At 68.1% G+C, this 19,732-nt stretch carries 21 protein-coding genes; 14 read left to right on the top strand and 7 right to left on the bottom strand.

What is annotated here, in order from left to right:
- The first annotated feature begins 50 nt into the window (after positions 1 to 50).
- A complete protein-coding gene (locus tag AC1Q5B_RS16235; RefSeq protein WP_492632526.1) occupies positions 51 to 716 on the top strand; it encodes a response regulator transcription factor in 666 nt (221 codons plus the stop codon).
- A complete protein-coding gene (locus tag AC1Q5B_RS16230) occupies positions 713 to 2,095 on the top strand; it encodes an ATP-binding protein (protein WP_492632525.1) in 1,383 nt (460 codons plus the stop codon). Before AC1Q5B_RS16235 ends, AC1Q5B_RS16230 begins: the two co-directional genes overlap by 4 nt.
- A 15-nt stretch (positions 2,096 to 2,110) precedes the next feature.
- Here the strand turns inward: AC1Q5B_RS16230 and AC1Q5B_RS16225 are convergent, their stop codons facing one another.
- The 3 genes from AC1Q5B_RS16225 to AC1Q5B_RS16215 form a co-directional block, all read right to left on the bottom strand.
- A complete protein-coding gene (locus AC1Q5B_RS16225) occupies positions 2,111 to 3,223 on the bottom strand; it encodes an MBL fold metallo-hydrolase (protein WP_492632524.1) in 1,113 nt (370 codons plus the stop codon).
- Entirely contained in the window at positions 3,216 to 3,797 is a 582-nt protein-coding gene (locus AC1Q5B_RS16220; protein ID WP_492632523.1) for a GNAT family N-acetyltransferase, read from the bottom strand. Before AC1Q5B_RS16220 ends, AC1Q5B_RS16225 begins: the two co-directional genes overlap by 8 nt.
- Before the next feature lie 117 nt (positions 3,798 to 3,914).
- A complete protein-coding gene (locus tag AC1Q5B_RS16215; RefSeq protein WP_492632522.1) occupies positions 3,915 to 4,622 on the bottom strand; it encodes a pirin family protein in 708 nt (235 codons plus the stop codon).
- A gap of 294 nt (positions 4,623 to 4,916) precedes the next feature.
- Between AC1Q5B_RS16215 and fdxA the strand changes: the two genes are divergently transcribed.
- On the top strand, positions 4,917 to 5,240 hold the full coding sequence (gene fdxA, locus AC1Q5B_RS16210; RefSeq protein ID WP_492632521.1) for a ferredoxin FdxA: 324 nt from the start codon (positions 4,917 to 4,919) through the stop codon (positions 5,238 to 5,240).
- A 191-nt stretch (positions 5,241 to 5,431) separates the two neighbouring features.
- Here fdxA and AC1Q5B_RS16205 read toward each other — a convergent pair whose 3' ends face one another.
- Both AC1Q5B_RS16205 and dapA read right to left on the bottom strand, forming a co-directional pair.
- Positions 5,432 to 5,920 carry a hypothetical protein gene (locus AC1Q5B_RS16205; RefSeq protein WP_492632520.1) on the bottom strand — a complete coding sequence of 163 codons (489 nt, stop codon included), beginning with the start codon at positions 5,918 to 5,920 and terminating at the stop codon, positions 5,432 to 5,434.
- A gap of 15 nt (positions 5,921 to 5,935) precedes the next feature.
- Positions 5,936 to 6,844, bottom strand: a complete 909-nt coding sequence (gene dapA, locus AC1Q5B_RS16200) for a 4-hydroxy-tetrahydrodipicolinate synthase (protein WP_492632519.1) — start codon at positions 6,842 to 6,844, stop codon at positions 5,936 to 5,938.
- Positions 6,845 to 7,024: 180 nt separating this feature from the next.
- Between dapA and AC1Q5B_RS16195 the strand changes: the two genes are divergently transcribed.
- The 6 genes from AC1Q5B_RS16195 (at position 7,025) to AC1Q5B_RS16170 (ending at position 11,982) form a co-directional block, all read left to right on the top strand.
- Positions 7,025 to 7,585, top strand: a complete 561-nt coding sequence (locus tag AC1Q5B_RS16195) for a glycine cleavage system transcriptional repressor (RefSeq protein WP_162336523.1) — start codon at positions 7,025 to 7,027, stop codon at positions 7,583 to 7,585.
- A 2-nt stretch (positions 7,586 to 7,587) separates the two neighbouring features.
- Positions 7,588 to 8,073, top strand: a complete 486-nt coding sequence (locus AC1Q5B_RS16190) for a peroxiredoxin (RefSeq protein WP_492632518.1) — start codon at positions 7,588 to 7,590, stop codon at positions 8,071 to 8,073.
- Between the two features lie 115 nt (positions 8,074 to 8,188).
- Positions 8,189 to 9,586, top strand: coding sequence for a PhoH family protein (locus AC1Q5B_RS16185; RefSeq protein WP_492632517.1), 1,398 nt, complete (start codon positions 8,189 to 8,191; stop codon positions 9,584 to 9,586).
- 17 nt (positions 9,587 to 9,603) lie between these two features.
- Positions 9,604 to 10,281 carry a YoaK family protein gene (locus AC1Q5B_RS16180; RefSeq protein WP_492632516.1) on the top strand — a complete coding sequence of 226 codons (678 nt, stop codon included), beginning with the start codon at positions 9,604 to 9,606 and terminating at the stop codon, positions 10,279 to 10,281.
- Between the two features lie 43 nt (positions 10,282 to 10,324).
- Positions 10,325 to 11,134, top strand: coding sequence for a bifunctional hydroxymethylpyrimidine kinase/phosphomethylpyrimidine kinase (thiD, locus tag AC1Q5B_RS16175; protein ID WP_492632515.1), 810 nt, complete (start codon positions 10,325 to 10,327; stop codon positions 11,132 to 11,134).
- On the top strand, positions 11,131 to 11,982 hold the full coding sequence (locus AC1Q5B_RS16170; protein WP_492632514.1) for an alpha/beta hydrolase family protein: 852 nt from the start codon (positions 11,131 to 11,133) through the stop codon (positions 11,980 to 11,982). Before thiD ends, AC1Q5B_RS16170 begins: the two co-directional genes overlap by 4 nt.
- A gap of 7 nt (positions 11,983 to 11,989) precedes the next feature.
- Here AC1Q5B_RS16170 and AC1Q5B_RS16165 read toward each other — a convergent pair whose 3' ends face one another.
- Positions 11,990 to 13,045 carry a diguanylate cyclase gene (locus AC1Q5B_RS16165; RefSeq protein WP_492632513.1) on the bottom strand — a complete coding sequence of 352 codons (1,056 nt, stop codon included), beginning with the start codon at positions 13,043 to 13,045 and terminating at the stop codon, positions 11,990 to 11,992.
- 117 nt (positions 13,046 to 13,162) lie between these two features.
- Positions 13,163 to 14,179, bottom strand: a complete 1,017-nt coding sequence (galE, locus tag AC1Q5B_RS16160) for a UDP-glucose 4-epimerase GalE (protein WP_492632512.1) — start codon at positions 14,177 to 14,179, stop codon at positions 13,163 to 13,165.
- 216 nt (positions 14,180 to 14,395) lie between these two features.
- On the opposite strand from galE, the gene AC1Q5B_RS16155 reads away from it, so the two are divergent.
- The 5 genes from AC1Q5B_RS16155 (at position 14,396) to AC1Q5B_RS16135 (ending at position 19,719) form a co-directional block, all read left to right on the top strand.
- Positions 14,396 to 15,685 (top strand): nucleotide sugar dehydrogenase, encoded by a 1,290-nt coding sequence (locus AC1Q5B_RS16155; protein ID WP_492632511.1) that lies wholly within the window; start codon positions 14,396 to 14,398, stop codon positions 15,683 to 15,685.
- A 24-nt stretch (positions 15,686 to 15,709) separates the two neighbouring features.
- Positions 15,710 to 16,717 carry an NAD-dependent epimerase gene (locus tag AC1Q5B_RS16150; protein WP_492632510.1) on the top strand — a complete coding sequence of 336 codons (1,008 nt, stop codon included), beginning with the start codon at positions 15,710 to 15,712 and terminating at the stop codon, positions 16,715 to 16,717.
- A gap of 79 nt (positions 16,718 to 16,796) precedes the next feature.
- On the top strand, positions 16,797 to 17,420 hold the full coding sequence (locus AC1Q5B_RS16145) for an XrtA/PEP-CTERM system exopolysaccharide export protein (RefSeq protein ID WP_492632509.1): 624 nt from the start codon (positions 16,797 to 16,799) through the stop codon (positions 17,418 to 17,420).
- Entirely contained in the window at positions 17,417 to 18,976 is a 1,560-nt protein-coding gene (locus tag AC1Q5B_RS16140; protein ID WP_492632508.1) for an XrtA system polysaccharide chain length determinant, read from the top strand. The genes AC1Q5B_RS16145 and AC1Q5B_RS16140 overlap by 4 nt, the downstream gene beginning before the upstream one ends.
- Positions 18,973 to 19,719: a P-loop NTPase family protein gene (locus tag AC1Q5B_RS16135; RefSeq protein ID WP_492632507.1), complete on the top strand. Its 747-nt coding sequence runs from the start codon at positions 18,973 to 18,975 to the stop codon at positions 19,717 to 19,719. The genes AC1Q5B_RS16140 and AC1Q5B_RS16135 overlap by 4 nt, the downstream gene beginning before the upstream one ends.
- Positions 19,720 to 19,732: the final 13 nt, after the last annotated feature.

The following is a 19,732-nucleotide window of genomic DNA, read 5'->3' as shown; positions in this document are numbered from 1 at the left end:
TAATCGCATCGACCTAGCATGGTCGCCTCCCACCGTCCCGAGGGCCGCCCATGTCGCGCCTGCTCCTGGTTGAAGACGATCGCATGCTCGGTGATGCGCTGGCCGCCGCGCTCGCGCAGGACGGCTGGGCCATCGACCGCGCCGAGGACGTCGCCTCCGCGCGCCTGGCCCTGGTCGACCATGGCTACACGGCGGTACTGCTGGACCTGGGCCTGCCACGTGGTTCCGGACTGGACGTCCTGGCTGCGCTGCGCCAGCGTTACGACACCACCCCGGTGCTGATCATCACCGCGCGCGACCAGCTCAGCGACCGCGTCCGCGGACTGGATGCCGGCGCCGACGACTACATCGTCAAACCGTTCGAAGCCGGCGAACTCGGCGCACGCCTGCGCGCCGTGGTCCGCCGCACGCAGGGCCGCGTGGCGCCGGTGTTGCGTCATGGCGACATCGTGCTTGATCCGGCCGACCGCTCGGTGCGGCTGGGCGATCGCCCGGTGCGCCTCGGCGTGCACGAATACCGCACCCTGCTCGCTCTGATGGAGCGGCCAGGGCGCGTGATCGCGCGCGATACGCTGGAGTCGCTGGTGTACGGTGGTGAAGGCTCGATCGAGAGCAACACCATCGCGGTATACATCCATCAGCTGCGCAAGAAACTGGGAGACGGCGTGATAACGACCGTGCATGGCTTCGGCTACCGGCTGGGAGAGGGCGAATGAGCCACTCGCTGAAATCCAAGCTCCTGATCGCGGTGATGACGCCTTTTGTCATCGGCTGGACCTGCTGGCTGGGTGGCCAGCATTTCCAGATGACGCGCCAGCAACAGGGGCACGACGACCTGTTCCTGCAGGAGGTCAGCGAACAGATCCTGCTGTCCATGCCGGGCACCCTCGACGCACTGGACGAAGGCCCACGCCTGCAATTGCCCCCGCGGGTCAGCCCGGCAGGGAACAAGAAAAAGAAGTTCGACACGCTTCGCTACCAGGTGTGGATCCTCGGACGCCGCACGCCCGTGGTGGCGTCGGATGGTGCCCCGATGCAGCCGCTGCGTGCGGACTTCAGACCCGGCTTCGTGGTGAGCGAGGTCGCAGGCGAGCCGTGGCGCGTCTATGCCGTCACCGATGCCAGCGGCCGCATCCAGGTCCAGTCCGGCATGTCGCAGTCGGCGATGAAGGCCGAACTCGCGCACTGGGTGAAGATCAGCCTGTGGAGTGGCGTCGGCATCCTGCTGGTGCTCGGCGCCATCGTGGGCTTGGCCATCCACTGGAGCCTGCGGCCGATGAACCGCCTGCGTCGCGAGATGGCGCAGCGCGAACCTCACGACCTCGCTCCCCTGCCCGCCTCCGGGCTGCCACGCGAGATCCGGCCACTGGTAGATTCGTTCAACGTCCTGCTCGAACGCCTGTCGGACGCGATGCGCGGCGAGCGCCAGTTCCTGGCCGACGCCGCGCACGAACTGCGCACGCCGCTGGCCGCGCTGCTGACGCAGACCCAGGTGGCCATGCGCGCCGGCAGCCAGGCGGATGCGCAGGCTGCGTTGACGCAGCTGGCGCATGGCATCCAGCGCACCTCGCGCCTGGCGCAACAACTGCTCGACTCCGCGCGCGTGGACGCTTCGCCGCTGCGCGAGGACCGGCCCGTGGTCGCACTGCCGGACGTGGTGACGATGGTCGCGCGCGAGTTCGAGTCCATGGCGAGCCGCCGGCAGCAGACACTCGCCCTCCACGCCGAGCCCGCCAACGTGCGCGGCGACCTCGACGATCTCGGCATCCTGGTCCGCAACCTGCTGGACAACGCGGTCCGCTACAGCGGCGACGGCGCTCGCATCGAGATCGCCTGCGGCGCCGACGACGAAGGCGGGACGGCCTGGCTGAGGGTGCGCGACAACGGACCCGGCGTGCCCGGCGACGAGCGCGAGCGCATCTTCGAACGCTTCTTCCGCGGCAGCCAGGGCAATGGCGAACGCGGCAGCGGCATCGGCCTGTCGCTGGTGGACCGCATCGCACGCGCCCACGATGCGCACATCACGGTCGAGGACGGCATCGCCGGCCGGGGTTTCTGCTGCCGCGTCGAGTTCCGCGCGGCACCGGATGCCTGATGCGGGAGCGCGGCGTTATTCGCCGCGCCACCAGGGCTGGGTGCCGGCGGGCCGCGCGATCGCCAGCGGCTGGCCGATCACCGGCGTGACGATGTCGACGCCCGCGTCCTGCGACAACGTGTAAAGCGTCTCCATCGGCTCGCTCCAGCCATGGAACGCCAGGTCGAAGGTGCTGTTGTGGATCGGCACCAGCGACCTGCCGCCCAGGTCGCGGTGCGCCTGCAGCGTCTGCGCCGGCAGCATGTGCACGTCCTGCCAGCGGCGGTCGTAGGCGCCGCATTCGAGCAGGGTGAGGTCGAACGGCCCCAGGCGCTCGCCGATGGTGCGGAAGCCGTCGAAGTAGCCCGTATCGCCGCTGAAGAACACTTTCAGCCCGTCCGTCCTGATCACCCAAGACGCCCACAGCGTGGCATTGCGGTCGAACAGCGTACGGCCCGAGAAGTGCTGCGATGGCGTCGCGGTGAAGCGCACGCCATCGAGATCGACGTCGTCCCACCAGTCGAGTTGGCGCACCTTGTCGCGCGGCACCCCCCAGCGGACCAGGCGGTCGCCGACGCCGAGCGGCGTCAGGAATACCTCTGTCTTCGCCGCCAGCGCACGCACGGTGTCGCGGTCAAGATGATCGTAGTGATCGTGCGACAGCACCACGGCGGACAGCGTCGGTAGCGCGTCGATGGCGATCGGCGGCGCATGGAACCGCTTCGGCCCCGCCCATTGCACCGGCGAGGCGCGCTCGGAAAACACCGGATCGGTCAGCCAGAAGCGGCCATCGAGCTTCAGCAGCACCGTCGAATGGCCGAGGCGGTACAGCGTGCCGTCCGCCGCCGCATCCAGGTGCTGGCGGGTCAACGCCTGCATGGGAATCGAGCGGGTCGGGACCGTGCCGGCCGGCTTGCCGCCGACCAGGAAATCCCACCAGAGCTTGCTGGTTTCGCGCCAGCCCAGCGGGCGTGGCTTGCGCTCGTTCTGGAAGCCGTCTTCGCCGAACTGCGGCGATTGCGGATAGGGCAGCGTGGCGCAGCCGGACAGGCCGGCATAGGCGAACGCCGTGGCCGACACGCAGGCGGCGGCCGCGATCCGCTTCAACCGCTTGCCGCGACGCGGCGCCGTCGTGGATACGTCAGTCATCCTGGTCGCCCCGCAGCGTGGGGAATATGTACTGGATCATCGTCGCTGCGCCGGCGTGCCCGGGTAGCGCCATGGGCATGCCACCCTGCCCCACCGGTACCTGCCAGCGCAGGTCCACGCAGCCCAGGTCCGACGCCGTGCGGCGCGCCTCGGCGAGCAGGCGCGCGGCGATGTCGGAAGGCCGCGCCATGGCGGGCACGAACAGCGTTTCCAGGTTGAAGTAGTAGGCGCGCTCGATCATCGAAAATCCCACCGTGCCGAACGCATAACCGGCAGCCTCGCCGCGACGCTCCGCGATCCAGGCCCACGCGCGCAGCGGGGGTTCGAACAGCGCCTCCATCAGTTCGAGCACGCCAGCGCCCGTCCGCGCGGTCGACGCGTCCGGCAACTCCGCTCTCTGCCGGTCGCAGAGCTGCATCAGCGGGGCCGCATGCGCGCGGGTTACTCGACGGATGTCGATGTCCTCGCGCGCTTCACCCCGTGTCCATGCCGGATCGACGTGCGATGGCAGGTCGGGCACGGGCACAGGACGCAGCGTCACCGGCGTATCGGCGTGGGACAGTTGGGCATTCATGGAGACCTCGGCGGGGGAACCGGCATGTTCGGCCCGACCATGCTGGCGCCCGCTCTTTAAGAACTCCTTAAGCGACAGGACCCGCGCGCGATGCGCGGGTCCTCTGCAGCCCTCGGGTCATTGCATCCTCGGCAGATCGAACACCAGCACCTCGGCGCCGATGCCACGCTCGATATCCACCCGCGACTCGCCGTCGTACAGCAGCGCATCACCGGCCTTCAGCGGCTGACCGTTGACGGTGGCCTCGCCGCGCGCGACATGCACGTAACCGAGACGGCCTTCGGCCAGCGGCAGTTCGGCCTTTTCGCTGCCGTCGAACAGTCCCACGTACAGGCGCGCATCCTGGTGGATGCTCACCGATCCATCGGCGCCGTCCGGGCTGACCACCAGGCGCAGGCGACCCTGCTTTTCGGTGGCCGGGAAGGATTTTTCCTCGTAGGAGGGCTGCACGCCCTGACGATCGGGAATGATCCAGATCTGCAGGAAGTGCGTCGCGCCGGACGCGTTGTAGTTGAACTCGGAATGCTGCACGCCGGTGCCTGCGCTCATGCGCTGCACGTCACCGGGCACGATGCTGGAACTGTTGCCCATCGAATCCTTGTGGCCCAATGCGCCTTCCAGCACATAGCTGATGATTTCCATGTCGCGATGGCCGTGTTCGCCGAAGCCACGGCCCGCCGCCACGCGATCCTCGTTGATCACGCGCAACGGGCCCCAGTGGACATGCTTCTCGTCGAAATAGTTGGCGAAGGAGAAGCTGTGCCAGGAATCCAGCCAGCCATGGTTGGCGTGGCCGCGGGCCTGGGCGGGACGGAGGGTGATCATGGGGGCTCCTGGATGTGGTGAGGCGTGCAGCATGCACCTGCACATAAATAGGATAAATTAGCCAATATCCAACTAATTGTTCTATTTTTGCAATTTCACGGCATTTCTGTTCCGATCCTCAGCATGCCCGGAACGAGGGTCGATCCGGGTGGTGTCCCGCGCTCAGGAACGCACGCACATGGACGTCGCCGACCATCGTCGCCCCGGGCGCAGGCGACCGGCGATAAAGATTCCCAACGCGACGCACGCGGTGCTTTAAACTTGCGCGGTTCTTTCCGCTGCACAACGAGCCTCATGCCTTTCGTCGTCACCGAAAACTGCATCAAGTGCAAGTACACCGACTGCGTGGAAGTCTGCCCGGTGGATTGCTTCCACGAAGGCCCGAACTTTCTGGTGATCGATCCGGACGAGTGCATCGACTGCACGCTGTGCGAGCCGGAATGTCCCATCAACGCCATCTACCCCGAGGACGACGTCCCCGCGGGGCAGGAAAGCTATGTGGCGCTCAACGCCGAACTGTCGCGCGCCTGGCCGGTGATCACCACCCGCAAGGAGCCCTTGCCCGATGCCAAGGAATGGGAAGGCAAGCCGGACAAGCTGCCGCTGCTGGAGCGCTGATCGCGCGCTTCCCTGCAATGCAGGCATGAAAAAGGCGCCGAAAGGCGCCTTTTTCGTCTTCATGGCCACGTTGGACAGCCGGATGGTCGGTCTCGCCATCGATGTCCGGAGATGCACGGACGAATCACGACGGGTCCCAGCATGCGCCGGGACGACGGCATCACATCGTGCGGTCCGCCGGAGCGACTCGCTCAGCCGCCCAGCTTGGCCTTCAGCGCGGCCAGCAGCTTGACCGCCGCCGGCGACGTCGCGGGCAGGCCGCGCGGATCGACCGCCGACACATAGGCGCCGGCTTCCACCGCCGACACGCGCACCAAGAAGCTGGCGCCTTCGTAGCTGACGTCATAGGTACCCAGCAGTTGTGCGCGGCTCGCGATGGTCACGCCCTCCACACCGGCCAGCGCTTCACCGACGCGCGCGAACGCATCGTCGCGCGAACCGGCCAGGTTGAAGCCGCCCGCCGCCGGCGCGGCCGAGGGCGTGGACTGTCCCGCTGCCGGCACCTGCATGGCACCGCTGGTGCTCGGCAGGTTGAGATCCGGCGGCACTTCCAGCGGGCGCGCTTCCGGCGCGAGCGCATAGTCGCCCTTGGCGCCCTTCTTGAACCACGAGCAGCCGGCGACGGACACGACCAGCAGCACGAGGGCAAGCGGACGCACGAGGGAAGACGAAAGACGCATGGGGTTCTCCTGGGTTCAGGCCGCGAGGCTGTCGCGGCTGGATTGTGCTTCCAGCGCCTGCGCCACCGTGGCGAGGCGATCGGCGGTATCGGTATGGGCATCGGAGAGCGAGAGCAACGGCAGGCGCAGGCCTTGGCCGAAACCCGCGCGCTGCAGCAGCGCCTTCACCGGAATGGGGTTGGATTCCACGCCGAGGAAGCCGTAGATCTCCTGCAGTTGCGCGTCCAGCGCGGCGGCCGCGGCGTTATCGCCGGACCGCGACAGGTCGCACAGACGGCGGAACGTGCGCGGCAGCGCGTTCGAGCCGACCGAAACCAAGCCATCCGCGCCGGCCAGCATCGCGCGCGAGGCGGTCGGGTCGTCGCCGCTGAGGATCGCGAAACCGTCGCGGCGCAGCGCCAGCAGCGCGGACATGCGCTCGGGTTCGGCGCGCGCCTCCTTGATGCCGACGATGTCCGGATGATCGACCAGTTCCGCCACGGTCTCCGGCAGCAGGTCGCAGCCGGTACGACCCGGGACGTTGTAGAGCACCACCGGCAGGCCGCCCTGATCGGCGACGGCGCGGAAGTGCGCGACCAGGCCCGCCTGCGTCGGCCGGACGTACGGCGGCGTCACCACCAGGGCGAACCGGGCGCCGCACGCAGCGGCGCGACGCGTGGCGGCGATGGTCTTCGCGGTGTTCATCTGGCCGGTCCCGGCCAGGACCGGGATGCGCCCGCGCACCTCTTCCACGGCGATCCGCAGCAGGGTGTCGTACTCGTCGTCGGACAGGGCCGCGGCTTCGCCGGTGGAGCCCGCCACTACCACGCCCTGCGTGCCGCCGTCGATCTGCTGTTTGAGCAGCGCGCGCCAGCTTTGCAGGTCGAGTTCGCCCGACGCCAGGAATGGCGTGGCCAGTGCGGTGATGCTGCCGGAAAGATGCAAGGGGAGGCTCTCGGTGGGGATCCGGCGCGCCGGAAGCGCCCGTAAGCGCCGTTATCCCGGCCCGCCTGCAATGTCGGCCGCATGTTACTTGCGGGTTCAAAGGGCGGGCAAGTATGCTGCCAGCGTCGTCGGGCCGCATCCCGGCCGCCATTCAGCCAGACCGCAACGCCGGAAGCTCTCTTGACCGATTCCACGCCCCGGCCTTCGCCGACCGAAAACCACCTCCTGATCACCGCCTACACGACGCATCCGGAATCGCCGCTCCTGTCGGTGACACGCCGGATCGCGGACAGCGGCTGCAATCTGGTGGATGCGCGGCTGTCCACCGTGGGTCGCGACGTGTCGGTGACGGCGCTCGCGACCGGCTCGTGGGACGCCGTGGCGAAGCTGGAGGCGATGCTGTCGCGGCTGGAACGCGACGACGGCCTGAAGCTGGTGTTCTACCGCACCGGCCCCAAGGTCGTGCAGTCCAACCTGCTGCCGTACATCGTCGAAGTGGTGGCCGCCGACAAGCCGGGCATCCTGTTCCAGCTGGCCGATTTCTTCGACCGCCAGGGCATCACCATCGAGAATCTGCAGAGCACGCGCTACCGCGCGATGCAGACCGGTGCGGAGATGTTCTCGGCCCAGGTCACCATCGGCGTGCCGGCGAACATGCACATCGCCGCGCTGCGCGACGATTTCCTCGAGTTCTGCGACCATCTGAACCTGGACGCGATCATGGATCCGATGAAGTTCTGACGATGACGGCGAAAAGCGCGAACGCCCTGCCCACGTCGACATTGAAACTGCCGCTGGCGCTGTCCGGCGGCGAGACCGCCACCCTCGCCGACTACGCCGGCACCTGGCTGGTGCTGTACTTCTACCCGAAGGACAGCACGCCCGGCTGCACCACCGAAGGCCTGGACTTCAACGCCCTGCTGCCGAAGTTCAAGAAATCGAACGCCACGGTGCTGGGCGTTTCGCGCGATTCGGTGAAATCGCACGACAACTTCTGCGCCAAGCAGGGTTTCAGGTTCCCCTTGGTCAGCGATGCCGACGAAGCGCTGTGCAGGGCCTTCGACGTGATCCACGAGAAGAACATGTACGGCCGCAAGGTGCTGGGCATCGTCCGCAGCACGTTCCTGATCTCGCCCGACGGCCGCATCGCGCAGGAATGGCGCGGCGTGAAGGTTGCCGGCCATGCCGACGCCGTGCTGGACGCCCTGAAGGCCCACCAGGCCCAGTGACGGAATCCTCTTCCACTCCACCCACCATCCCGCGCCGCGGCGGGCCATGGTGGTTCGCTGCTGTCCGCGGAAAAGTCGCCCGTGTTCACACATCTTCCTCGATGAGGTTGCCCGAATGACCCGTAGCAAGCGTATCTATGTGTTGGACACCAACGTGCTGATGCACGACCCCACCGCGCTGTTCAAGTTCGAAGAGCACGACGTCTACCTGCCGATGCAGGTGATCGAGGAACTCGACAACGGCAAGAAGGGCACGTCGGAAGCGAGCCGCAACGCGCGGCAGGTCAGCCGCTTCCTCAATGAACTCGTCCAGGCCTCGGGACTGGACAACCTGGCCGCCGGCATTCCGCTGATCCAGCCCAACAGCCTGCAGCTGCGCGGCTCGCAGAGTGCGGGCCTGCTGCGCTTCCAGACCAGCCATTTCGAAGCCGGCAAGAGCTTCGGCGCAGTCATCCCGGACAACGCCATCCTCGGCGCGATCCTCGCGCTGAAGGAGAGCGAGCCGGAAATTCCGGTGGTGTTCGTTTCCAAGGACATCAACCTGCGCATCAAGGCGGCGATCGCGGGCATCGTGTCGGAGGACTACGAGAACGACCGCGCGCTGGACGACTTCAGCCTGCTGTACACCGGCGCCGACCCGGTGCCGGAGGATTTCTGGCAGCGCCACGGCAAGGACCTGCGCTCGTGGACCGACAAGGGCCGCACCTTCTACGAAGTCACCATGGCCGAGGACGCCGGCTGGTATCCGAACCAGTTCCTGTACCTGCCGGGCGACGACGAATCCGAGTTCCGCGTCAGCAAGGTGGAAGGCGACAAGGCGACGCTGCAGATCGTCGACGACTTCCGCCACAGCCAGCATGCGGTCTGGGGCATCAACGCACGCAACCGCGAACAGAATTTCGCGCTCAACGCATTGATGGATCCGGAGGTCGACTTCGTGACCCTGCTCGGCACCGCCGGCACCGGCAAGACGCTGCTCGCGCTGGCCGCGGGCCTGGCGCAGACGATGGACCAGCAGCGCTACCGCGAGATCATCATGACGCGCGCCACCGTCAGCGTGGGCGAGGACATCGGCTTCCTGCCCGGCACCGAAGAGGAAAAGATGACGCCGTGGATGGGCGCGCTGACCGACAACCTGGAAGTGTTGACGCACAACCAGGAGGGCGGCGCCTGGGGGCGTGCGGCGACCAACGACCTGCTCGCCTCGCGCATCAAGATCCGTTCGATGAACTTCATGCGCGGCCGCACGTTCCTGTCGCGCTACCTGATCCTCGACGAAGCGCAGAACCTCACTCCGAAGCAGATGAAGACGCTGATCACGCGTGCCGGCCCGGGCACCAAGATCGTCTGCCTCGGCAACGTGGAGCAGATCGACACGCCCTACCTGACGGAGACGACATCCGGCCTGACCTACGCGGTGGACCGCTTCAAGAACTGGGCGCACAGCGCGCACATCACGCTGCGGCGTGGCGAGCGTTCGCGCCTGGCGGACTACGCGTCGGAAGTGCTGTGACGCCGGCCTGAGCGGCGATGGGCCTCCATCTCCCCCGTTGGGTGTGGATAGGCGCGGTGACGTTGGCCTGCGTGGCCGGCATGGTCAACGTCATCGGTTACCTGGGTTTCGAGCACCAGGCGGTCAGCCACCTGACCGGCACGACCAGCCTGCTGGGCGCGGCGATCGCGCACGGCGACCTGCGTGCGGTGATCCATCTGTGGGGGGTGCTGATCGCGTTCTGCGTGGGCGCGATGCTGAGCGGCCTGATCATCCAGGACCAGACGTTGAAGCTGGGCCGGCGTTACGGCGTGGTGCTGGCGCTCGAGGCGGCGCTGCTGCTCGCGGCGATCCCGCTGTTCAAGCAGGAGCAGATCTGGGGTGCGTTGCTGGCCGCTGTCGCCTGCGGCCTGCAGAACGCCATGGTCACGACCTACAGCGGCGCCGCCGTGCGCACCACGCACCTGAGCGGCATGTTCACCGACCTCGGCATCGGACTGGGTCATCTGCTGCGCGGCATGCCGTTGCCGGTGCGCCGCCTGACCCTGAGCGGACTGATCATCAGCGGCTTCCTTGGCGGCGGGGTACTGGGCGCCTGGCTCTATCGCCATCTCGGCTACGACGCCCTGCTGGCGCCTGCGCTGCTGACGGGTGGCACGGGCATCGGCTACGTGGCGTATCGTCAGTGGATGCGCGCGAGGTCACCGGCGGGCTGACGCCGCGCGCCACACGCTCGCGTACGGATGGCACAATCCCCGCATGACTGTTCCTTCCGTGGTTTCCGCCCTGACCATCGCCGGCTCCGACTCCGGCGGCGGCGCGGGCATCCAGGCCGACCTCAAGACCTTCGCCGCGCACCGGATACACGGCCTCTCGGCCATCGCCGCGCTGACAGCCCAGCACACCCGCGGCGTGACCGCGGTGAACGTACCGCCGATGGACTTCCTGCGCGCGCAGTTGCAGGCGTGCTTCGACGACTTCGACATCCGCGCGGTGAAGCTGGGCATGCTGGCGACCGCCGACGTGATCGGCGTCGTCGCCGATACCCTGCGCGCGCATCGTCCAGCCGCCGTGGTGGTGGATCCGGTGATGGTCGCCACCAGTGGCGCCAAGCTGCTGGAAGACAGCGCGCTGCACGCCCTGCGTACGCAGCTGCTGCCGCTGGCCGACGTGGTGACGCCCAACCTGCCGGAAGCGGAGTTGCTGCTGGGCCGTCCCATTGCCGACACGGCGGCGATGCGCGTGGCCGCTGCCGACCTGCTGGCACTGGGCGCACGTGCGGTGTTCCTCAAGGGCGGCCACCTGCCCGGCGACGGGGATGTCGTCGACCTCTACGTCGATGGCGATGGCGCCGCGGAGACCTCGCATCCGCGCCTGCCGCTGGAAGCGCACGGCACCGGATGCACGCTGGCGTCGGCCATCGCCGCACGTGCCGCGCAGGGCATGTCGATGAAGGACGCCTGCCTCGCGGCATCCGACTACGTGCATGCGGCCCTGCGCGGCGGCTACCGGCCAGGACGCAGCGACATCCTCGTGCTGGATCACGTCGGAGCCGCGCCCTCCGCATGAAAGTCATCGATCAGGATGCCGTACAGGAAGAGATTCCCCTGCAGTCGCAAGAGGGGCATGCGTACACGCTGATCGCCCGCATTCCGGCCGCGCCGTCCTCCGCCCTGTTGTGGATTCCCGCGCTGGGTGTCGCCGCACGCCATTACCAGCCGTTCGCGGACGCGCTTGCCGCGCGCGGCGTGGCGGTATTCGTGCACGAGTGGCGCGGCAACGGCAGCAGCTCGCTGCGCGCCAACCGCCGCACCGACTGGCGCTATCGCGAGCTGCTGGGAACGGATATTCCCCTCAGCCACCAAGCCCTGCGTGGGCGCCTTCCCGGCATTCCGCACGGGATCGGCGGCCACAGCCTGGGAGGCCAGCTGGCGGCCTGCCATGCGGGCCAGCATCCCGAAGCCTTCACCCGTCTCTGGCTGGTCGGCAGCGGCACGCCGTACTGGCGCACGTTCCCGGCGCCGCGCGGCTACGCGCTGCCGTTCTTCTACCGGTTCGCGCCCTGGCTGGCGCGCGCCTGCGGTGCCTTGCCGGGCCGCCGCCTGGGCTTCGGCGGCGATGAAGCCCGCGGCCTGATCGCCGACTGGGCACGCGTGGGACTCAGCGGACGCTATCGCGCGGCCGGCTGGCCGGTGGACCTGGAAGCCGGCATGCGCGAAGTGCGTGCGGCCGTGCGCGGCGTACTGTTCGACGACGACTGGCTGGCGCCGGAGAGCTCGCTGCGCGCGCTGCTGGCGAAGCTGCCTGGCGCCCCCGCGACCGTCACCGTCCTGGATCACACCCGCCTGGGTACCCGCGCGGACCATTTTGCCTGGATGAAGCAGCCACAGGCCGTGATCGACGCCCTGCTCGAGTGATCGCCCCTCAGCAGCCCACCACGATGCAGTCGCGGCCCTGCGCCTTCGCCCGGTAGAGCGCGCTGTCGGCGCTGTTGATCCAGTCCGATACCGACCCGATGCCGGCATGGGATTCGGCCAGGCCGATGCTGACCGTGCACCGCAGCGCGCGTGCCGAGAACGCGCAGGCGGCGACCTGCCGCCGCAGCCGTTCTGCGGCGACGATCGCTTCCTCCCAGCGCGTATCCGGCATCACCACGCCGAACTCGTCGCCGCCATAGCGGCCGCCGGTGTCCACGTCGCGCAGGCAGGCCTTCAGCAGGCGCGCGAACTCCTCGACCACCTCGTCGCCGACGGTATGCCCGTAACCGTCGTTGATGTCCTTGAAGCGGTCGATGTCGATCAGCACCAGCACGGCGGTGCGCCCCACGCGCCGGTAGCGGTTGAGCTCGGTCGTCGCCGCGTGCAGCCATTGCTGGCGGTTCATCAGCCCGGTGGCGGCGTCGAAACGCGCCATCTTCTCCAGCAGGTCCTTCTGCTCGCGCGCCTTGCGCGCCAGCGAATGCGTGGCGACGCCGATCGCCATCGGATAGATCGCCAGGAACGGCAGGCACGCCAGCACCACCGGATAGCTGGTATAGGGGTCGAAGGCGAATCCCCACGCCGCACTCGCCGCCAGGCAGGTCAGGGCCATGGCGGCCAGGGTGCGCAACCCGAAACGGCCGCCACCGACGATCACCTTGTCCATCGTCAGCATGACCGCCAGCAACACGCTGGGCAACGCGTCGAAATGCATCGCCGCGATCCAGAAGCCGCCCATGGCGGCGTCGAAGGTGAGGTTCTGGAACTCGGCGCGCAGCGGCTCGCTGCGCTGTGCCTTCACCCGCAGGTAGGCCAGGTGCGGCCACAGGAACCCGTTGGCGGCCAGCAAGACCCACAGCGCGGGCGAGGCGGAATGCTCATGAAGCACCGCGCCGACGCACAGCGCTCCCAGGCCCAGCCCCAGCATGCGCATCCGGTACATGCGCAGGCCATAGCGGGAGCGGTTCTGTTCCGCCATGTTGCGCACGACGTCGGAAGGCATGCGGGTCCGGGCGGCAAGAGGTCCGCCCGATTCTCAGGCAATCGGACAGCGACCGCCAGCCTGCGACGCGATGTCGCGACCGCCGTTATGCGAATGCGATCACACCGGCGCGTCCCGTCACGCGGCCGGGTAGCCCTGCGGATTCTGCGACTGCCACCGCCAGGCATCGCGGCACATGGCATCGACGCCGAGCTCCGCGCGCCAGCCCAGCACCTCGTTGGCCAGCGACGGGTCCGCGTAGACCTCGGCCACATCGCCGGCCCGCCGGGCGACGATCTGGTAGGGGATCTCCCGTGCCGACGCGCCGGCGAACGCCTTCACAAGCTGCAGGACGCTGACGCCCTGGCCGGTGCCCAGGTTGACGGTCAGGCTGCGGCCCTCGCGCATCAGGAAATCGAGCGCATCGGCGTGCGCGCGCGCCAGGTCCATCACGTGGATGTAGTCGCGCACGCCGGTGCCGTCGGGGGTCGGCCAATCGCCGCCGAACACGCTCAGGTGATCGCGCCGACCCACCGCCACCTGGCAGATGTACGGCATCAGGTTGTTCGGAATGCCGGTCGGGTCTTCCCCGATCAGCCCGGAGGCATGGGCGCCCACCGGGTTGAAGTAGCGCAGGTTGGCGGCCTGGAAGCCGGGATCACTCCGGCAGAGGTCGCCGATCAGTTCCTCCATCACCAGCTTGGTACGGCCATAGGGATTGGTGACCTGCAGGTGCGCATCCTCGCGCACCGGCACACTGCTCGGGTCGCCATAGACCGTCGCGGACGAACTGAACACCAGGCGCTTGACGCCCGCCGACTGCATGCCGTGCAGCAGATTGAGCGTGCCGCCGATGTTGTTGTGGAAATAGTCCAGCGGCCGCTCGCAGGATTCGCCGACCGCTTTCAGCGCCGCGAAATGCACCACCGCATCGAAGTGCTGCCGCGCGAAGAAGCCGACGACCGCCTCGCGATCGCGCAGGTCCAGGGGCTGGAACGGCACCGGGTGCCCGGTGATCTGCTGCAGGCGGGACAGCACGCCCGGCGAGCTGTTGCTGAAATTGTCCGCCACCACGACATCATGGCCGCGCTCGACGAGCACCACATAAGCATGTGCGCCGATGTAGCCGGCGCCGCCGCACAACAGGATCCGCATGTCGACTCCCCGGTCGCTGGTCGTCCACCGTCCGGGTGGCCGGTCATGCCTCTGGTACGCAGATGGCGTCGCGATCAGGCCATCCCTGCGGGCTGTCCTCTGAACGGGGCTTTGCACGTTGATCGACTCGACACCGGGCCGGGCGAGGACACCCTTGCGCACCCGTCCGCCCTATAGACTCTTCATCGCTCGCACCATACAGGGGAACCCACATTGATGAACGCTCCATTGCCCAGCCTGGACCAGGTCAGGATCGCCGTGATCGGACTGGGATACGTCGGGCTGCCGCTGGCCGTCGCCTTCGGCCGCAAGTTCCCCACGCTCGGCTTCGACATCAACAGCAAGCGCGTCGCGGAACTGCGCGACCACCAGGACCATACGCTCGAAGTGAGCGCCGACGAACTGCGCGACACGCCGCTGCTGGACTTCAGCGATGATCCGGCCTCGCTGGCGGGCTGCAACGTCTTCATCGTCACCGTGCCCACCCCCATCGACGACTACAAGCGGCCCGACCTGCACCCGCTGGAGTCGGCCAGCCGCACCGTCGGTCGCGCCATCGGCAAGGGCGCCGTCGCCATCTACGAATCGACCGTGTACCCCGGCGCAACCGAGGAAACCTGCGTCCCGATCATCGAGCGCGAATCGGGCCTGCGCTTCAACCAGGACTTCTACGCCGGCTACAGCCCCGAGCGCATCAATCCGGGCGACAAGCAGCATCGCCTGGAAACCATCATGAAGGTCACCTCCGGCTCCACGCCCGAGGTCGCCGATTTCGTCGACGCGCTGTACGGCAGCATCATCACCGCCGGCACGCACAAGGCCAGCAGCATCCGCGTGGCCGAGGCCGCCAAGGTCATCGAGAACACCCAGCGCGACGTCAACATCGCGCTGATCAACGAACTGGCGCTGATCTTCCACCGCCTCGGCATCGATACCCATGAAGTGCTGGAAGCCGCCGGCACCAAGTGGAACTTCCTGCCGTTCCGTCCCGGCCTGGTCGGTGGCCACTGCATCGGCGTGGACCCGTACTACCTGACCCACAAGGCGCAGCAGATCGGCTACCACCCGGACGTCATCCTCGCCGGGCGCCGCATCAACGACGGCATGGGCAGCCACGTGGCCCGTCGCGTGGCCAAGCTGATGGCGCGGCAGAACCTGCCCACCGCGGGCGCGAAGGTGCTGGTGCTGGGCCTGGCGTTCAAGGAGAACTGCCCCGACGTGCGCAACACGCGCGTGGTCGACATCGTCGCGGAGCTGCGCAGCTACAACGCGCAGGTCGATGTGCACGACCCCTGGGTGAACGTGGACGAGGCGCGCCACGAGTACGGGCTGGAGCTGGTGGCAGAGCCACAGGCCGGCCAGTACGATGCGGTCATCCTCGCCGTCGCACACCGGGAATTCACCGAGCGCGGTGCCGATGGCGTCCGTGCCCTCGGCAAGCCCGGTGCGGTGATCTTCGACGTCAAGCGCACCCTGCCCCGCCACGCCGTCGACGATTGCCTGTAATCCTCCTCCTGCACGAGATTCCTGATGCGCGTTCTGGTCACCGGCGCTGCCGGCTTCATCGGCTCCCACCTCAGCCATCGCCTGCTCGACCGCGGCGATGAAGTGCTGGGTTACGACAACCTCAACGATTACTACGACCCCACCCTGAAGGACGCGCGCCTGGCGCGGCTGTCGCCGAAGGAAGGTTTCCGCTTCGTCCGTGGCTCGCTCGAGGACCGCGCCGCGATGGAGGCGGCGTTCGACGAGTTCAGGCCGCAGCGCGTGGTCAACCTGGCCGCGCAGGCCGGCGTGCGCTACTCGCTGGAGAATCCGCACGCCTACATCGACAGCAACATCGTCGGCTTCACCAACATCCTGGAAGCCTGCCGCCACCGTGGCGTCGAACACCTGGTGTACGCCTCGTCCAGCTCGGTCTACGGCGCGAACCGCAAGCTGCCGTTCGCGGTGGAGGACAGCGTCGACCATCCGGTCAGCCTGTACGCCGCCACCAAGAAGGCCAACGAACTGATGACGCACACCTACAGCCACCTGTTCGGCCTGCCGACCACGGGGCTGCGCTTCTTCACGGTCTATGGGCCGTGGGGCCGCCCGGACATGGCGCTGTTCCTGTTCACCAAGAACATCCTGGAAGGCAAGCCCATCGACGTGTTCAACCACGGCCGCCACACGCGCGACTTCACCTTCGTGGACGATATCGTCGAAGGCGTGATCCGCACGCTCGACACCGTCCCGGGCCCCGACCCGACCTACGACCCCCTGCTGCCGAACCCCGGCTCGTCCAGTGCGCCGTGGCGTGTCTACAACATCGGCAACCACCAGCCGGTCGAGCTGCTCCGCTACATCGAGGTGCTCGAGGACTGCCTGGGCCGCAAGGCCGAGAAGCGCCTGCTGCCCATGCAGCCCGGCGACGTGCCCGACACCTGCGCCGACGTCGAGGCGCTCCGCCGCGATACCGGTTACCACCCGTCGACGTCGATCGAGACCGGCGTGCGCCGTTTCGTCGACTGGTACCGGGCCTTCTACGGCGTGTAATCGCCGTCGTGGGGTGTGGCCGGGCGAGGCCGTTGTCTGCGTTATATGAGGCAGTCCGCAACAACTCAGGGGATGCTCCATGAACCGTACCTTCGCCGGCCTCCTGGCCGTCGTACTGGCGCTGCTGCTCGCCGGCTGCGCCTCCGGCACCGCCGGCAGCAAGACCGCTCCGCCGCAGCAGGCCAGCACGGCCGTCGCGAATTACCAGATCGGCGTGGACGACATCGTTCAGGTCTCGGTATGGCGCAACCCGGAGCTGGGCATCACGGTGCCGGTGCGCCCGGACGGCATGATCTCCGTGCCGCTGGTGGGCGACGTGTCCGCCGCCGGCCGCAGCCCCGCCGAGGTCGCGCAGGACATCCAGGGCAAGCTCGCCACCTATGTGCGGGACCCGCAGGTCGCCGTGATCCTGACCGAACTGCGCAGCCACGAGTACCTGTCGCGCGTCCGCGTCACCGGCGCGGTCCGCCAGCCGGTGTCGATCCCCTACCGCCCCGGCATGACCGTGCTCGACGCCGTGCTCGCCGCCGGCGGTGTGACCGAGTTCGCCGCACCCGACCGCTCCAACCTGTACCGCAAGACGTCCAACGCCACCCAGAGCTATGCGGTGCGCCTGGACCGCATCCTCAACCGTGGTGACCTGAGCACCAACTTCACCGTCGCCCCGGGCGACGTGATCACCGTGCCGGAACGCGTCCTGTGAGCCAGTCCGCCGCCTGGGGAGCGCCCGAAGAGGGACGCTCCGTGTTCGACGCCGTGCCGGTGCTGAGCAAGGAGTTCAAGCGCCGGGCCGTGCTGCTGGCCAGCCTGTTCGCGGGCATCGCGCTGCTGGGGCTGGTCCTCGGCATGATGCTGCCGAAGAAGTACACCTCCTCCACCATCATCCTGGTGGAAGACCGCAACATCATCGCGCCGCTGATGGAAGGCCGCGCGGTCGCGACCAGCGTGGTCGATCGGGCCAGCATCCTGCGCGAGGTCGCCTTCAGCCGCCGCGTCATGGAGGAGATCCTGAAGACCGGCGGCTGGATGGAGGACAACCCCACGCCGCTGGAGCAGGACAAGCTGATCGAGAAGATCATCGACCGCACCAGCATCAGCAATCCGCGCGCCAACCTGATCGAGATCGCCTACAGCGATTCCGATGCCGAACGCGCCTACGAGATCACCCGCCGCTTCGCCGAGCTGGTCATCCAGGAGAGCCTGGCGACCAAGGAACGCGAGAGCAGCGAGGCGTATGCGTTCATCGATTCGCAGGTGAACCAGTACCACGCGAAGCTGACCAGCGCGGAGACCGGCCTCGAGGATTTCCGCCAGAACACGCCCGATGCGCGCCCCGGCACCGATGTCGACGTCAACGCCCGCATCGGCGAACTGCGCCGCATCATCGAAGGTGCAAGGATGGAGCTGATCGACCTGCGCTCGCAGGAAGCCGCGCTGCAGTCCCAGCTGTCCGGCGAGAGCGAGATCACGCTGGTGCAGACGCGCGCCGGCCAGTTCCGCGCCCGGCTGGCCGAACTGCAGTCCGAACGCGACCGCCTGCTGCTGCAATACACCGACCAGCATCCGGACGTGGTCCGCGTACAGCACCAGATCCGCGACGTGGAAGAAGACCTGAAGCGCGAGGAATCCGCCCCGCGGACCGCGGGCACCGCCCTGGACGGCCCGGCCGCCTTCAATCCGCTGTACGGCGAACTGCGCAGCAAGCTGGCCGAGGCGCGTCGCCGCAGCGGTGCGACCGCCGCGCGCATCGCCACGGCCGAGCAGATGCTGGCCAGCGAAATGGCGCGCAGCAACCGCATCGCCTCGTCCGAGAGCACGCTGGCCGAGCTGACCCGCGACTACGAGGTCAACCGCGACCTGTACCAGGATCTGCTGAAGCGCCGCGAGAACGCGCGCGTGTCGATGAACCTGGACGCGGAACAGCGCGGCCTGAGCTTCCGCATCCAGGAACCGGCGCAGATGCCGTTGCGCCCGAGCGGACTGCGGGTCATGCACGTCGCCGGCGCTGGCCTGGCACTGGCACTGCTGGTGCCGCTGGGCGTGCTGTTCGCCTTGATCAAGCTGGATCCACGCGTGCGCTCGCCGCTGCAGATCGAACGCGAGGCCGGACTGCCCGTCCTCGGCACGATGCCGGCCTACCTGACCGGGCGTCGTCGGCGCAGCGCCCTGCGTCGCTACAGCCTGGCCGCATCGCTGTTCCTCGCCGTGCCGCTGCTGTACGGCCTGACCTATACGCTGAAGGTGATGGAAGTCCTATGAGCAACTCGATCCGGCCGCTCGGCGATGAGGCCCAGGGGGGCCACGATGGCCACGTGGCCAGCCGCTCCATCGCCCCGCGCACGCCCGCGACCGCGCTGAGCCCGCTGCAACTGGAAGACCGCGCCACCATCTACCGCACCGATGCGGCGCGGCGCGAGGTCGACGCCTTCCGCGAACTGCGCACGCAGTTGCTGTCGGTGGCCGAAGGCAACTTCATCACCCTGGTCGCGCCGGTCAGTCCCGGTAGCGGCGGCAGCTTCGTCGCCCGCAACCTGGCCGTGGCGGTCGCGTTCGACGAGACCAAGAGCGCGCTGCTGATCGATTGCGACCTGCGCCAGCCGACCCAGGACCGCACCATGAAGCTGGCGGCGGACGGCGGCGGGCTGGTGGACTATCTCGAAGACCAGGAGCGCTCCACCGAGAGCGTGCTGTACGACACCGGCGTGCCCCGCCTGCGGCTGCTGCCCGCGGGCCGCACGCGCGAGACCGGCTCGGAATACTTCTCCTCCTTCCGCATGCGCCTGCTGCTGGATTCGCTGCGCAGCCGCTATCCGAACTGCCACCTGTTCCTCGATGCGCCCCCGGTGCGCGGTGCCCCCGATGCCCGCATCCTGTCGGAGCTTGCCGACGTGGTGGTGCTGGTCGCCGGCTACGGCCGCGACACGCCCGCCACCATCGCGCAGGCAGCCGCGAACTTCGATCCGAAGAAGTTCGCCGGCGTCGTGTTCAACGAAGGCGTCTGACACCACCGCGTAC

Source organism: Pseudoxanthomonas sp. GW835-FHT14C01, from assembly GCF_058793715.1.
This window is presented reverse-complemented; position numbering and strand designations above follow the sequence as displayed.